This window comes from Enterococcus sp. E4-150 (assembly GCF_035726465.1).
Classification (GTDB): domain Bacteria; phylum Bacillota; class Bacilli; order Lactobacillales; family Enterococcaceae; genus Enterococcus_B; species Enterococcus_B faecium.
The window spans coordinates 40,660-56,130 of the sequence record NZ_JAPRGK010000003.1 but is presented as its reverse complement, the minus strand read 5'-3'; the positions used below and the strand labels follow the sequence as shown (position 1 = coordinate 56,130).

Annotated in this window: 13 protein-coding genes and 1 riboswitch; of the genes, 8 read left to right on the top strand and 5 right to left on the bottom strand. The window is 38.3% G+C overall.

Annotated features, from left to right (window positions below; all coding sequences use genetic code 11):
- Positions 1 to 12 precede the first annotated feature (12 nt).
- Positions 13 to 2,022 carry a methionine--tRNA ligase gene (metG, locus tag OZ002_RS03675; protein ID WP_252704043.1) on the top strand — a complete coding sequence of 670 codons (2,010 nt, stop codon included), beginning with the start codon at positions 13 to 15 and terminating at the stop codon, positions 2,020 to 2,022.
- Positions 2,023 to 2,500: 478 nt separating this feature from the next.
- Here the strand turns inward: metG and OZ002_RS03670 are convergent, their stop codons facing one another.
- Positions 2,501 to 3,088: a hypothetical protein gene (locus tag OZ002_RS03670; RefSeq protein ID WP_156249237.1), complete on the bottom strand. Its 588-nt coding sequence runs from the start codon at positions 3,086 to 3,088 to the stop codon at positions 2,501 to 2,503.
- A gap of 174 nt (positions 3,089 to 3,262) precedes the next feature.
- Here OZ002_RS03670 and OZ002_RS03665 point away from each other — a divergent pair, with 174 nt between their 5' ends.
- From OZ002_RS03665 to OZ002_RS03645, 5 genes are all read left to right on the top strand, one after another.
- The gene (locus OZ002_RS03665) at positions 3,263 to 4,585 is read left to right on the top strand and encodes an APC family permease (RefSeq protein ID WP_002319648.1); all 1,323 of its coding nucleotides are present in this window, start codon (positions 3,263 to 3,265) and stop codon (positions 4,583 to 4,585) included.
- A gap of 154 nt (positions 4,586 to 4,739) precedes the next feature.
- Complete coding sequence (locus OZ002_RS03660; protein WP_002294001.1) at positions 4,740 to 5,516, top strand: TatD family hydrolase; 777 nt, start codon at positions 4,740 to 4,742, stop codon at positions 5,514 to 5,516.
- Positions 5,509 to 6,078 (top strand): ribonuclease M5, encoded by a 570-nt coding sequence (gene rnmV, locus OZ002_RS03655; protein WP_002307251.1) that lies wholly within the window; start codon positions 5,509 to 5,511, stop codon positions 6,076 to 6,078. Before OZ002_RS03660 ends, rnmV begins: the two co-directional genes overlap by 8 nt.
- Positions 6,071 to 6,955 (top strand): 16S rRNA (adenine(1518)-N(6)/adenine(1519)-N(6))-dimethyltransferase RsmA, encoded by an 885-nt coding sequence (gene rsmA, locus OZ002_RS03650; protein WP_002294004.1) that lies wholly within the window; start codon positions 6,071 to 6,073, stop codon positions 6,953 to 6,955. The genes rnmV and rsmA overlap by 8 nt, the downstream gene beginning before the upstream one ends.
- 570 nt (positions 6,956 to 7,525) lie before the next feature.
- Positions 7,526 to 8,155 carry a hypothetical protein gene (locus OZ002_RS03645; protein ID WP_002294011.1) on the top strand — a complete coding sequence of 210 codons (630 nt, stop codon included), beginning with the start codon at positions 7,526 to 7,528 and terminating at the stop codon, positions 8,153 to 8,155.
- 121 nt (positions 8,156 to 8,276) lie between these two features.
- On the opposite strand, the gene OZ002_RS03640 is transcribed toward OZ002_RS03645, so the two are convergent.
- Positions 8,277 to 9,386: an ABC transporter ATP-binding protein gene (locus OZ002_RS03640; protein ID WP_002307252.1), complete on the bottom strand. Its 1,110-nt coding sequence runs from the start codon at positions 9,384 to 9,386 to the stop codon at positions 8,277 to 8,279.
- Between the two features lie 208 nt (positions 9,387 to 9,594).
- Here OZ002_RS03640 and mgsA point away from each other — a divergent pair, with 208 nt between their 5' ends.
- Both mgsA and OZ002_RS03630 read left to right on the top strand, forming a co-directional pair.
- The gene (gene mgsA, locus OZ002_RS03635; RefSeq protein ID WP_002291069.1) at positions 9,595 to 10,017 is read left to right on the top strand and encodes a methylglyoxal synthase; all 423 of its coding nucleotides are present in this window, start codon (positions 9,595 to 9,597) and stop codon (positions 10,015 to 10,017) included.
- 186 nt (positions 10,018 to 10,203) lie between these two features.
- Positions 10,204 to 10,302: riboswitch (THF riboswitch) on the top strand.
- A 37-nt stretch (positions 10,303 to 10,339) separates the two neighbouring features.
- The gene (locus OZ002_RS03630; protein ID WP_002289509.1) at positions 10,340 to 10,876 is read left to right on the top strand and encodes a folate family ECF transporter S component; all 537 of its coding nucleotides are present in this window, start codon (positions 10,340 to 10,342) and stop codon (positions 10,874 to 10,876) included.
- Positions 10,877 to 10,915: 39 nt separating this feature from the next.
- Here OZ002_RS03630 and OZ002_RS03625 read toward each other — a convergent pair whose 3' ends face one another.
- From OZ002_RS03625 to OZ002_RS03615, 3 genes are all read right to left on the bottom strand, one after another.
- The gene (locus tag OZ002_RS03625; protein WP_325082874.1) at positions 10,916 to 12,679 is read right to left on the bottom strand and encodes an ABC transporter ATP-binding protein; all 1,764 of its coding nucleotides are present in this window, start codon (positions 12,677 to 12,679) and stop codon (positions 10,916 to 10,918) included.
- A 2-nt stretch (positions 12,680 to 12,681) separates the two neighbouring features.
- On the bottom strand, positions 12,682 to 14,397 hold the full coding sequence (locus tag OZ002_RS03620; protein ID WP_125178997.1) for an ABC transporter ATP-binding protein: 1,716 nt from the start codon (positions 14,395 to 14,397) through the stop codon (positions 12,682 to 12,684).
- A gap of 778 nt (positions 14,398 to 15,175) precedes the next feature.
- Complete coding sequence (locus OZ002_RS03615) at positions 15,176 to 15,400, bottom strand: hypothetical protein (RefSeq protein WP_002294014.1); 225 nt, start codon at positions 15,398 to 15,400, stop codon at positions 15,176 to 15,178.
- Between the last annotated feature and the right edge of the window lie 71 nt (positions 15,401 to 15,471).

Sequence of the window (15,471 nt, the reverse complement as noted above, 5' to 3'; positions counted from 1 at the left end):
AGGAAGAGCCCCGTGGCAGAAAAGGAAACTTTTTATATCACTACGCCAATCTATTATCCAAGCGGCAAACTTCATATCGGCAACTCGTATACTACGATTGCATGTGACGCAATTGCTCGTTATAAACGGTTGATGGGCTTTGATGTGTTTTATCTCACTGGAGTGGATGAACATGGTCAAAAAATCGAAACAAAAGCAGAAGAACTAGGTGTAAAACCGCAAGAATATGTAGATAAAATGGCGGCTGATGTCAAGAAATTATGGAAAACGCTTGATATCAGTTATGATAAATTCATTCGCACGACAGATGATTACCATAAAGCAGCTGTTCAAAAAATATTTGATCGTTTATTAGAACAGGGAGATATTTACTTAGGTGAATATGAAGGCTGGTACTCTGTTTCTGACGAAGAATTCTTTACAGAAACACAACTTGCAGAAGTGTACAAAGATGACGAAGGTAACGTGATCGGTGGTAAAGCGCCAAGTGGACACGAAGTAGAATTGGTAAAAGAAGAATCATACTTCTTCCGCATGAGCAAATACGCAGACCGTCTGTTGGAATACTATGAAGAACATCCCGAATTCATCCAGCCAGAATCTCGTAAAAACGAAATGATCAACAACTTTATCAAACCAGGATTAGAAGATCTTGCAGTTTCAAGAACAACCTTTACTTGGGGGGTGCCAGTCAAGAGTGATCCGAAACATGTGGTGTATGTATGGATCGATGCATTATCCAATTATATTACTGCACTAGGATATGGCTCCGAAGATGAAAGTCTATTCGAAAAATACTGGCCTGCAGATGTTCAGATGGTCGGTAAAGAAATCGTTCGCTTCCATACGATCTATTGGCCAATCATGCTGATGGCTCTTGATTTGCCTCTACCTAAAAAAGTATTTGGGCATGGCTGGTTATTGATGAAAGACGGAAAAATGTCTAAATCAAAAGGAAATGTCGTTTATCCTGAAATGCTTGTGGAACGTTATGGTTTAGATGCACTTCGTTATTATTTGCTTCGTGCTGTTCCGTTTGGGTCAGATGGTGTCTTTACGCCAGAAGATTTTGTTTCCCGTGTCAATTATGATCTGGCAAATGATCTAGGGAACTTATTGAATCGAACGATTGCTATGATCAACAAATATTGTGATGGACTCGTTCCTGACTATGCCTCACTTGTCACTCCATTTGACAGTGAACTGTCTACGACGGCTGCTAACGTTGTCGGACGTTACCACGATGCAATGGAAAAAATGGAATTCAATACAGCGTTGGCTGAAATCTGGGTGCTGATTTCTCGTGCAAATAAATACATTGATGAAACAGAACCATGGATATTAGCAAAAGACGAAGAAAAGAAAGCTGAATTGAATAGTGTCATGATCCATTTAGCTGAATCTTTGCGTATCGCAGCGATATTACTTCAGCCAATCATGACAGAAACGCCAGAGAAGATCTTCAATCAACTAGGATTGGACTCTGAAACGATGAATCTTGAAGGATTACACTTTGGCGAATTTCCTTCAGGAACAAAAGTAGTTGCAAAAGGTACACCAATCTTCCCACGTTTAGATATGGAAGAAGAAGTGGCTTTTATTCAAGAAAAAATGTCTGAAGGTACTCAAACAAACGAAGATACAGTCAAATGGGATCCAGAAGAAACAGAACTTGTTTCAACGAAAGAAAAACAAATCAAATTTGATGTATTTGAAAAAGTAGAACTAAAAGTAGCAGAAGTCATCAACTGTCAAAAAGTAGAAGGGGCAGATAAGTTGCTGCAATTCCGACTAGATGCTGGAGACAGCCAAGACCGTCAAATCTTGTCAGGAATCGCTGAATTTTATCCTGATCCAAGCGAATTGATCGGGAAAAAAGTCGTCATTGTAGCAAATCTGAAACCACGAAAGATGCGTGGACAAATCAGTCAAGGAATGATCCTTTCTGCAGAAGCACCAGATGGCTCTTTACAAGTGATCGAAGCACCAAAATCCATGCCAAATGGCTCAGAAATCGCATAGAAATTCAAAGGGGGTATGACACTAGTTGTGTCATACCCCCTTTTTCCGAAATTTGAGAAGCAATTTTCGTAAATTCCTTCTTATTACTTGAAGCCAATCATATAATACAGAAACAGAGAACTATCCAAAATAAATCCTAGAAAAAGAAGTACGAGCTTCGCTGATTTTTGTTAATTTAGAATAATACTAATAGGAATCGTAAAAACAGAAAAAAAGCATAATGATAAAGGGTCGGGCAGATTTTAATTGATTCATCTGGTACTCTTTTTTATTGTCCTTACATTCATAAAGTTTGAATGCAATGACTTTGTTACATCTATATTTATATCTAACAGTAGCGTTGATGTGTTAATTCTAAGTTCTATCACTTTATGTTCAATTAGTTTGTGCTCTTATATGTGTGATTGAAAATATAGATAAAAAAACAATCATCGGCTTTGACTTCGATGATTGTTTTCTTTATTTTGTAAAAATCCTATCACTTGATTTTATGGTAACCTTTTATTTTTGTCTTCAAACGGTTTGGTAAGAGAGCAGTAAGCAGTGCAAATGGGATCGAAAAGACATACCAGAAAATCGTACGTCCGATACCATAATGTTGATAGAGCTTTGTCAACATCACGTGTAACAAGATCAACCCTAAAAGCAAGGAGCCAGCTATAAACCAATGATTATCCCAATGCATGACTTCACTAAGTGCCATCACTCCAAAAGGATAGAAATAAAAATAGATCCCGACTAAGGTCATCCGCCAGTTCTTTGTAAATGTTCCGATATTCAATAAAAAGAAAATCGCTGAAAGCAAAATACCGATAGGCGGAAAAAGCCCAACCAAAAAGGAATACAACATCCCCCACAAGATCATCACAGGACCTTTGATCAATGCAACGATTGCGATGAACAAAGTCAGCAATATTAGTTTTTGTGATAACGTTGCAACAGTCATTAATCCAAATAAAATTAATGTGAACCAATGCCAACGGGACTGCTGTTGTTCTTTACGGGAAAAATCGACCCGGTTGGATAAATAATCTGCTAATTTCGGATAAGAACGCTTAAAATCCATAAACTGTTCCTCCTTCGTGGAAAAGGTAGGTTTAGTATACGAAAAATAAAAAAGAAATACATCCGTCTTAAGAGGGAGTTTTTCACTGAAAGTGGAGAAAAAAGAATGGTAAATTAAAATATTCTCAGTTATACTGAAAATTATACCAAATTTCAAAGAAGAAAGAGGATGGGAATGAAAGGCAAACTAAAACGAGAAATCAATCTGTTTGGCGCATTAGCTACCGTTATGGGAACCGTGATCGGTGCAGGCGTCTTCTTCAAAACTGCTGCTGTTACTGCTAGTACTCAGTCTACAAGTTTGACATTGCTAGCTTGGCTTTTGGGTGGTTTCTTAACGATCTGTGCTGGATTGACAGTGGCTGAATTAGCTACAGCAATCCCGGAAACTGGTGGAGCTGTAAAATATATTGAAGCTGCGTATGGAAAATTGCCCAGCTTTTTATTAGGATGGGCGCAAAGCTTGATTTATTTTCCTGCTAATATTGCTGCATTATCGATTATCTTTGCGACACAATTGACGAACTTATTACAATTATCTACCGATTATCTTTTGTTGATTGCAGTGATCACCGCTGTTTCTGTGACAGGGTTGAATTTGTTAGGAACAAAAGTCGGTGCTTCTGTACAATCAGTGACGTTGATTGTTAAATTAATACCAATTGCTGTGATTGTCATATGGGGATTATTGACCCCAGGACAAGGAACTGTCCAGTTATTTCCAATCGAAGCTGGAAAAGATGTTACTTTTGTCGAAGGATTGAGCAGTGCGTTGTTAGCAACGTTGTTTGCTTATGACGGCTGGTTAGGTGTCGGTGCAATGGCAGGGGAAATGAAACGGCCGGAAAAAGATTTGCCTAAAGCAATTATTCTTGGTTTGAGTTTTGTAACAGTCGTTTATCTATTGATCAATTTTGTTTTTTTGAAAACTTTGCCGATTGATCATCTTGCCGGTAATTTGAATGCAGCTTCTGAAGCATCAGACGTCATTTTTGGGGGAATCGGTGGAAAGCTGGTCACTATTGGGATCTTGATCTCGGTATACGGTGCATTGAACGGTTATACACTAACTGGGATCCGCGTGCCTTATGCGATGGCTTTAGAAGACGAGCTACCTTTCAGTAAACAGCTGACAAAGCTTTCAAAGAAGTTTACGGTTCCTTATGTTCCTGCGATTTTCCAGTTAGCAGTAGCTTGTATTATGATGAGCCTTGGTTCTTTCGACTTTTTAACAGACATGTTGATTTTTGTGATGTGGCTATTCAGTTTACTGATTTTTATCGGTGTCTTTATTTTAAGAAAAAAAGCGCCGGAATTGCCACGTCCATATAAAGTACCACTTTATCCAATCGTTCCGATTATTGCGATTCTCGGCGCTATTTTCATTTTAGGTATGACGATGATGACGCAAACGAAATTAGCATTGATCGGTATAGGTGTTACCTTGATAGGTATCCCAGTCTATTATCAAAAAAAGAAAAAACGCTCAGAAGAGTAAAATATTTCAACAACAGACAGAAAAAGTACGAACTAGGTCCTCTAGATCTTCGTGCTTTTTCTATTTCAATAAAACAAGTTCTTCTATTTTGATTTTTGCTACTTCTGCAAGTAGTGCTTATGTGCTAAAGTAAGAATGAAAAGGAGAGATAAACATGATATTTGATTCTCATACCCATTTAAATGCTGAACAGTTCAATGAAGATATTCCAGAAACGATTCAGCGAGCACAAGAAATGGGGGTAACGAAAATGGCGGTCGTGGGCTTCGATACGCCAACGATTGAAAAGTCTTTGCAATTAAGCCATGACTATCCAAATATATACAGTATTATCGGCTGGCATCCGACAGAGGCTGGCAGTTATACGAAAGAAATCGAAAATAAATTACAAGAACAATTGACTTTACCAAAGGTTGTAGCATTAGGGGAAATTGGCTTAGATTATCATTGGATGGAAGACCCGAAAGAAGTCCAAGATAAAGTATTTCGCAGACAGATTGCTATCGCAAAAGAAATGAACCTACCAATCAGTATTCATACTAGAGAAGCACTTGAAGACACGTATCAAATCCTAAAAGAAGAAGATGTTCGAGATATCGGTGGAATCATGCATAGTTTCAGTGGTGATTATGAATGGGCAAAACGGTTTCTTGACTTAGGGATGCATATTTCATTTAGCGGTGTCGTCACTTTCAAAAAAGCATTAGACGTCCAAGAGGCTGCAGCAAATGTACCAATCGAACGATTACTTGTGGAAACAGATGCCCCTTATCTGGCACCAGTTCCTTTTAGAGGAAAGCGAAATGAACCAGGCTATACTCGTTATACAGTAGAAAAGATTGCTGAACTTCGGAATCTTCCGACAGAAGAAGTGGCTGCCCAAACATGGACAAATGCGCACCGATTATTTGGTCTAAGCGAACATGGATAAGATGAAGATCCAAGAGATTATAGTCGTTGAAGGAAAAGACGATACAAGAAGGCTGCGGGAAGTAGTTGATGCAGATACGATAGAAACAATAGGGTCTGCAATAAATGAAGAGATCCTGATGCAAATTGAACATGCCCAAGAGACTCGTGGAGTGATCGTTTTTACCGATCCTGATTTTTCAGGAGAAAAAATAAGAAAAATCATTATGGAAGCTGTTCCTCAGGCAAAACATGCTTTTTTGCCGCGCACACAAGCTAAACCAAAGAAAAAGGGAAGCCTTGGTGTCGAGCATGCAAGTGATGCTGCTATTTTAGAAGCATTGAAAAAGGTCGTGACGCCAGACATTTACCAAACGGCTGTTTCTGAAATCACTAGACAAGACCTTTTAGACTATGGTTTAATAGCTGGGGCACAAGCAAAAGAAAAACGAGAAAAACTAGGTGACGAGTTGCGCATCGGTTACACGAACGGCAAACAATTGGAAAAACGTTTGAAGATGTTTCGTATTACGCCGAAAGAACTCGCCCAAGCAATGAAAATAGTGGAGGAACAACATGAGTGAATATCGTGAAATTGCGACACCCTCTAGAACAAAAGAGATTTTATTGAAACATGGTTTTTCATTTAAAAAAAGTTTAGGACAAAATTTTCTGACTGAACCAAATATTTTAAGGAAAATCGTAGAAACTGCGCAAATAGATGAACATACGAACGTGATCGAAGTTGGACCAGGAATCGGTGCATTGACGGAACAATTAGCCAAGCATGCAAAACAAGTCGTAGCATTTGAGATCGATGATCGTTTGATCCCTGTATTGGCTGATACGATGCAACCCTATGACAATGTGACTATTGTACATCAAGATATTTTAAAGACCGATTTGTCAACAGCTGTTAGAGAAACATTTCATGAGGAGCTTCCGTTAAAAGTCGTAGCGAATTTACCTTACTATATTACGACACCGATCATGATGCATTTTCTTGAATCAGATTTGGTTGTGGATGAACTAGTCGTCATGATGCAAAAAGAAGTAGCTGATCGTATCTCTGCTGAACCAGGAACGAAAGCTTATGGTTCATTATCGATTGCTGTTCAATATTATATGGAAGCCAGTTTAGCATTCATCGTACCAAAAACAGTATTTGTCCCTCAGCCAAATGTAGATTCAGCGATTTTGAAACTGACAAGAAGAGATATACCGGCAGTCGAAGTGACAGACGAAAAAGCATTTTTCCGATTGACAAAAGCGGCATTTCAACAAAGAAGAAAAACGCTTTGGAATAACTTGCAGCATTCGTATGGCAAAGATGACCAGACAAAAGCATGGTTAGCAAAAAGCTTGGAAACAGCTGGAATCGATCCAAAACGTCGTGGGGAGACTTTGTCATTACAAGAATTCGCCGCATTAAGCAATGCGATGTCAGAAAATATGCAGTAAAAAAGAGGTTGTGACAGAAGTTGTGAAAAAGCTGTCCTGCATCAAGTAATAAGAACAACCAAACAAAAATAGTTCCTCATGTTTTTCGTTTGTTTGGGCTTGTTACCGCAGATGCAAGCTTTTGAACACCGTTTACCAAGAGGTTGTGAAATCAGCGCTTTGACCTGAGTATTAGAGAAACAAACGGCAAAATAGTTCCTCATATTTTGCCGTTTTTTGAGCTAATACCGAGGTTCAGCTGATTGAACACCGTTTAAGAAAGAGGTTGTGGGCCTGCCGTTTAACTCTAAGTCACAAGGAACAATTTCAAAAAACAGCTTCTCATGTTTTTGAGTTAGTTGGTCTTATTACTTGATGCAAGCTTTTGACAACTATTATGCCGAACAAGGAGATGTAACACAAATTTTGTCACATCTCCTATTTTTGTTTCTTGATCAAAAAATTCTTATACTTGATACTCACACTCATTTTGTATGGATTTAGAAAAGAATATGTGTCTTGACAGTTATTAGTAAGTGAGTTATACTAAGTCGACATTTATGTGTCAAGACATATTAGGGGAGAGAAAAAATGAGAAAAAATTCAGTTCGAAAACTAACGATTTCTGCTTTATTGATTGGGATGGGGGTCATTATCCCAATGGTCATGCCTAAAATCATGATTCCACCAGCTTCCTTTACTTTGGCGTCTCATGTGCCATTATTTATTGCGATGTTTTTTACACCAGGAGTTGCAGTGGCTGTTGCGCTAGGTACGACATTTGGTTTCTTTTTAACAACGCCGGTTATCATCGCATTGCGAGCATTGTCACATCTTGTGTTTGCGTTGATTGGGGCTTGGTACTTGCAAAAGCATCCGAGTATCGTTTTAAAAAATGGACAGTTTACTTTTGCTAATTGGCGTTTCCAAGGGTTCAATTTTGTGATCGGTGTGATTCATTCTTTAGCAGAAATGCTAGTAGTCAGCATCTTTTACTTTATTGGTAATATGCCTGAAACATATTATTCTCAAGGATATTTTTATACAGTATTCATCTTGATGGGGATTGGTGGGCTCATCCACAGTTTAGTTGATTATAATATTGCTTATTTTATAGCAGGAACACTCAGCAAATATTTTGATATCCCCGTATTTACGGCAGCAAAAAAAGAAAATCGGAAAGAGTCGATTCAAGGGTACGCGAAGAAAACGACATATTAGACATGATCTCTCAAAAAAAACTCTCATCTAGTAATGGATAATAAATCCTCTAAGATGAGAGTTTTTTGTCCTAAAAAGAGCTGCACCAACATCTTCTGGCACAGCTCTAACAGGGGGCAATTTATGGAAGTTTGATGACTTGTTCTGTTTCTTTATCAAAGAAGTGGCCCTTGCTGATGTTGAAAGCAAGGTCGACTATTTCGCCTGGTTTATGGAAATCTCTTGCATCTACTTTTGAGATGAACTCAGTAGAACCAGTTTTTGTGTAAAGCATCGTTTCAGCTCCAAGTAATTCGGAAACGACAACTTCTGATTTGACTACGGCTTCAGGTGAAGCTTCAAGGGCTACTTGTTCACTGTGGATGTCTTCTGGACGAATACCGAAGATAACTTCTTTTCCTTCATAACTTTTTTCAACTAATACTTTGTTTTTCCCTTCAGGAATACGAAGCTTAAGCCCATGTCCATCTGTGATAACACCATTTTTCAATGTCACATTAAAGAAATTCATGGCAGGAGATCCAATAAAGCCGGCAACGAACATATTGACGGGTGTATCATAAACTTCTTTCGGTGTACCGATTTGTTGGATAAATCCGTCTTTCATGATAACGATTCGGTCAGCCATAGTCATTGCTTCTGTCTGATCGTGAGTAACATAGATGGTCGTTGTTTCAAGACGCTGGTGAAGTTTGGCAATCTCAGCACGCATGGCTACACGTAATTTAGCATCTAAATTTGATAATGGCTCATCCATTAAGAAGACTTTTGCATCCCGAACGATTGCCCGTCCCAATGCCACACGTTGGCGTTGTCCACCAGATAAAGCAGCTGGTTTTCGTTTCAAGTATTCTGTCAGACCTAAGATCTCTGCTGCATTGTCCACACGTTTTTTGATGTCTGCTTTATCATATTTACGTAATTTCAAGCCAAAAGCCATATTATCAAAAACAGTCATATGAGGATACAATGCGTAGTTTTGGAAAACCATGGCAATATCACGGTCTTTAGGTGCCACGTCATTCATGACTTTTCCGCCGATATTTAGTTCTCCTTCAGAGATATCTTCCAGTCCCGCGATCATTCGCAAAGTAGTTGACTTTCCACAACCGGAAGGACCAACAAAAACGATAAATTCACGGTCTTTGATTGATAGATTAAAATCAGTTACAGAATAATTTTCTGCATTGTCATATTTTTTATATACGTTTTTCAGAGCCATTTCTACCATAATACGTTCCACACTTTCTTTTTTAGTTTTATTAACTATTTAAAGTATAAATGAAAGCGTTAACTAACTTCAATGTCATGTTGAACAAGAATTTTTTCTTTTTTTTGTCAATGTGCTAGTTTTAAGCTTTAATAAATATCCATAAGAAATAAAAACTGATACACTGGAGTAAATAAGTATGTTAACAATATCAAAAGGAGTGTCTCTTATGAAAATCGCTTTGATCGCTCATGACCGAAAAAAACCTATGATGGTGAAATTAGCAACAGCGTATAAAACAATATTGGAAAAACATGAACTTTTTGCTACCGGGACGACTGGGCAGAGGATCACGGAAGCAACCGGCTTGCCGATCCATCGGTTTAAATCCGGACCGTTAGGCGGGGATCAGCAAATTGGAGCCATGATTTCGGAGGATCAGTTAGATTTGGTGATTTTTCTTCGAGACCCGCTGGCTGCACAGCCCCATGAACCAGATGTAACAGCACTTATCCGTTTATCTGATGTCTATGAGATTCCGTTAGCTACGAATATCGGAACAGCTGAGGTGCTACTAAGAGGACTGGAAGCCGGCTTCCTAGATTTTCGAAGAATCGTCCATGAAATAGACAAGCGTCCACTTTCATTTTGATGGATAAGCGTATGGAAAAATAACGTTTAATGTTCGCCTATATGTAGCTATAAAAGCTAAACAAACTGATAATATGCGATATAATACGAACGTATTGGATAATATAAACAATAATATTAGTTTTTCGTATTTGCAGTAAATGTGAAAATATGCTATAGTTTCTGTGGGAAAAGATCCCAAAAATAATACAGAGTAGAAAATAAAGCGTTAAGTGCTAAGAGGATGGGATGTTGCCTCTTGGACGAAGGACGTAATGTTCGCGGTTTTATTTTCGCATTCGCTGCATGATACGATGTAGCAGCTCTTAAAGGAGATGCTAAAAATGAAGAAACACCGGTTAGACGCACGTATGATTGCTATTATGGGCTTATTGATTGCATTGATGGTCACTTTGTCCCGACTGGTAGCAATCGAGACCCCATTTATTAAAATCAGTGTCACATTTATTCCACAAGTGATCATGGGCATTCTTTTTGGTCCTTTTTGGTCAGGGATAGGCGCAGTTTTAGCTGATTTAGTAGGAATGGCCCTCTTCTCGAAATCTGCATTCTTTATTGGATTTACATTGAATGCATTTATTGAAGGAGCAATCTACGGATTCTTTTTCTATCGAAAAGAGATCACTTGGAAAAATGCCATTCTGGCTACGCTTAGTGTCACGCTGATCATCAACTTATTTTTGACACCATTATGGCTTGCGTTGATGTACCATGTGCCATTGTTCAGCTGGGTCGTTTGGGCGCCCCGCCTGTTAAAAACAGTAATATGGTTACCGATTCAATCAATTGCCATTTATTACGTAGGACGTAGTATTCCTTACAAAAAAATTTTAAGAAGTTTAGCGATCCACGCTAAATAAAAAACAAGCAGTCTTCCCATCCCAGAAGACTGCTTGTTTTTATTGTGCTGTGAATTGTGCTTGATAGAGCCGTCGGTAATAACCATCTTTTTGAAGCAGCTCATCATGGGTGCCCATTTCGACAATAGCTCCCTGATCCATCACTAATATCTGGTCCGCATTTTTGATTGTGGACAGGCGATGGGCAATCACAAAACTGGTTTTTCCTTCCATCATTGCTAAGAAGGCTTGTTGGATTTTTTTCTCTGTCAATGTATCGACTGAGCTGGTAGCTTCATCTAAGATCAACATAGGGGGATTACTGATCATCGTTCGAGCAATCGTCAACAGTTGGCGTTGTCCATCTGATATCTTTAACCCTTGACCGCCAATCTTAGTATCTAATTTTTCCGGCAAACGTTCTACAAATTCATACATGTAAGAGGCTTTTAGGGCATCATTGATTTCTGCGTCACTTGCTTCCGGATTTCCAAAACGAAGATTTTCTCGCAATGTACTGTCAAATAGCCAAGTATCTTGTAACACCATTCCAAAACTTTTACGTAATGTATCACGTTGGATAGAGCGGATGTCATGGTCATCGACTGTAATTGTTCCTTTTGTTGTGTCATAAAAACGCATCAGCAAATTAACAAGTGTGGATTTTCCGGCCCCTGTTTTTCCTACTATAGCAATGGTTTGACCTGGATAAGCAGTAAAATTGAAATCTTCGATCAAACGCTGTTTGGGGTCATAAGAAAAAGAAACATGATCAAAAGAGACTCTTCCTTTGATATTTTTGGGTTCCAAGGCATAGGCATCTGGCAAATCAGGCTTTTCTTCTGGCTGATCGATCAAATCAAATGCTCGTTCTAGACCAGAAAAAGCGGTTTGCAGTTGTGTCGTGATTCCAGAAAGTTCGATAAATGGTTTAGAAAACTGACTTGAGTAGATCGTAAAGCTGGAAATCACACCAACAGTGATTGACGAACCACTCTTCAATGCCAATAGGCCGCCAACTAAACCAATCGATAAATAAGCAAGGTGATCTACAAAACGAGAAGACGGGTTTGTCAAGGAAGAAGAAAATTGTGCCCGTTGTCCTTTTTCATATAGATCAGCATTTAGCAGTTCAAATTGCTGTTGACTAGCTTCTTCTTGCTGAAAAGCTTTCACGATTTTCTGGTTACCGATTCGTTCGGTCACAAAGCCCGAGATATCCCCAATAATCCTTTGCTGTCTATCGAAATTTGTTTGTGAAGCACGAGCAACGATCCAACTCACAAGGAAAATAATTGGTGTAGAACAAAGAACGACCAATGTCAGAAGTGGACTTAGACGCATCATAAAAATAAACGAAAGAATGATGATTGCCACTCCAGAAAATAATTGATTGAAGGCCGCAGAAATTGCAATGGAAATATTGTCCATATCATTTGTAAATCGACTGACGATATTTCCGTGTGAGTTTTGATCATAATAACGAAGTGGCAATCGATTCAGATGAGCAAATGCATCTTTTCTTAATTTTGCAACGGATAAGTAAGCTAACCGATTGCTTAACACTTGGATGAGCCATTGACTGACTACGTTGATTAAAACGATACCACCGAATAGAATAAGTAAATGGAACAATCGATTGAAGCGGACCTGTCCTTCTCCAATCATTTGATCGATACTTTGACCAATTTGTAACGTCATCACAACTGTTGCAATCCCATTGATGATTCCTAGTATCACAGCTAGCCAAATGTCTTTTGCATAGGCAGTAAGGTAAGGAATGAATCGGCGGAGCGTCTGCAAGGATAATTTTTTTACTTTCATAACTATTCTTCCTCCTGTGATGCGACGATTTCCTGATATTCTGCTGATTGAGCAAGTAATTCTTCATGGGTACCCTGAGCAGCAATCTTACCTTGATCCATCACTAAGATATGATGTGCTTCTTGAATAGAGCGGACACGTTGGGAGATAATAATCACTGTACTGCCAAGATAAGTCTGTAGCGCCTTACGCAAATCCAAGTCTGTTTGATAATCCAACGCACTTAAAGAGTCATCTAAAATCAGTAATGCTGGCTTGGCAATCAAAGCTCTTGCAATCGTCAGTCGCTGTTTTTGTCCGCCAGAGAAATTTTTCCCATTTTCCATGACTTTTGTATCTAAACCATTTGGAAGCTGACGGACAAATTCTTCTGCCTGAGCGATTTTCAGAGCTTCCCAACATTCTTTTTCTGTGGCGTCTTTCTTACCCCATTGAAGGTTTTCACGAATAGTCCCGGTAAATAGTACAGAAGTTTGGGGAACAAGAGCAATTTGCTGACGGAGATGATCCAGCTGCCAAGAACGAACATCCATTCCGTCCATTATAACTGTACCGGAACTGACATCATAGAAACGCGGAATCAATTGTGTCAAAGTCGTTTTCCCGCTTCCGGTTGGACCAATGATTCCAAGGACTGTATTTCGCTTCAGCTGAAATGTAATATTTTGGAGAGAAAGACCAGAATCAGGAGTATAACGGAAGTCAACATGGTCAAAAGCGATAATTGCTTCAGAAGAAAAATCGGGAGTAGTACTGACCTCAGCTTCAAGAATCGAATTTTCTGTGTCTAGCACCTCTTTCACCCGATTTCCTGAAGCTTCGGCACGTGTGAAGATCACGACGAGGTTTGAAACAACGATCAGTGCCAAAAGCATTTGATTCATATAATTGATCAAAGCAAGAACTTGTCCTTGTTGCAAGCTACCAATATTTACTTTGATCCCGCCAACTGTCAGCAAACAGATGATCCCGATATTCATGATCAAGGTTGTAGCAGGTGATAATAGGGCAGAGATATTGGAAACACGTAAATAATTGTTCGCTAGATCATTTGTGCTTTTATCGAACTTCTCTGTTTCTTTTTTTGTCTGCGCAAATGCGCGGATGACACGAACACCGCTAAGATTCTGACTAACGTGTTCATTGAGCTGATCTAGTTTTTCTTGCACTTTTTGGTAGAGAGGAACGGTTTTTTTGATGATAAAAAATAAAATGATTGAGAAAACAGGCAATAATGCTAAGAAAAACAGACCTACTTCCCAGTCGATCACAAAAGCCATGACCACTGACCCGATACTTAAAAACGGTGCTCTGATCAATAAACGAATGACCATTGCTAAAGCTAGCTGAAGCTGATTGATGTCGTTTGTCATTCGGGTGATCAAGGTATCTGTTCCAAAATGATTCAACTCGTTGTGAGAGAAAGTATTGATTTTTTTGATTAGCTGATTACGTAACTCTGTACCAAATCCTTGTGAAGCTACTGAAGCATAGTATTGGCAAATGATAGCACAAATCAGACCAATCACAGACATAGCGACCATCCATAAGCCCATTTCAATGATTTTTCCTCGGTCATTCATTTTTAGTCCATTATCGATCAAGGAAGCCATCATTAAAGGCAGGACAAGTTCGAAGACAGCTTCAAGAAATTTGAAGAACGGGCCCAAAATGATTTGCTTACGATAGTCTTTTGCATAACGTAATAACTGAATCATATGATTCCTCCTATTATTTATTTGTCCACAATTGAAAAAACAAGTACTACCACATTGTAGCTTAGGAAATTTAGAATGAAAAGAGAACAAGCCTTTTCATAAATGAAAGTTTTATTATGAAGAAGCTTTAGAAATTGAATAGACTATTTTTTTTTAAAAAAAGAAAATGAGACAACATGCCAGTCTCTTCATTCATAGGAACGTCTATTTTACTTAATTTTTCTATAAATGAATTCTGCATAAAAAATATATCAAGTAAATGTTTATAGACGAAACTCTATTTACTTCTTTTTTAATTTGTTCTTGCAATCTTTTTTACTAAGTAATTTTTGTAAAAAAGTGGGTTGAGAGAAATCTAATTGATTTTCAAAGAAGGAGTATGAAAATGAGAAAAATATCTATTCGTTTATTGTGGGGACTATCTTAGAGGAATAAATAATAGTGGAGAAAATTATGGTTTGGCGCAGATTCTATCAGGTTTGATGGAACGAAGACAACCTCCCGACATCAAGTCAAAAGCTACTTGAGATTTTGATCTGAAAATAAAAAAAGAAAACAAGGTAGGAACATCAATGTTTCTACCTTGTTTTCGTAATCAATGGGAAAAAACTAAGAGTGGTGTACGTAATCAATAAAAAGGATGGTGACAACAGTACCTCTTTACTCTCTGAAAGCATCATAACTCGTTTTTCCTCATTATGCCAATAAATTGTTGTTATACCACATATAAGGATTTGTAATAGCTAAAAACAGACAGGAAAGTTGAAATCTGTGAATCTTATTTTGTATGGAAGGATTTATAGAACGCAAAAATCAAGATAAAGATGAATAAAAATCCTGTTTCGGCTATATATTGCGTATCTACGCCAATAAAACGAGTTTGTTCTGTCATAGCCATATAAAGCAAAGGCAAAAATACAACTACAGCGAGATAAGATCCGATGATTTCTCGAAAAGTTTTCCAGGAAGTATGTTTCCTGTTTTTATATTTATCCGATTTCATTGAATAGTCATAGCCTCCTTATTCTTTCATATGTTGAAATTCCAGTATAAAAACTGGAAGGAACTGTACGT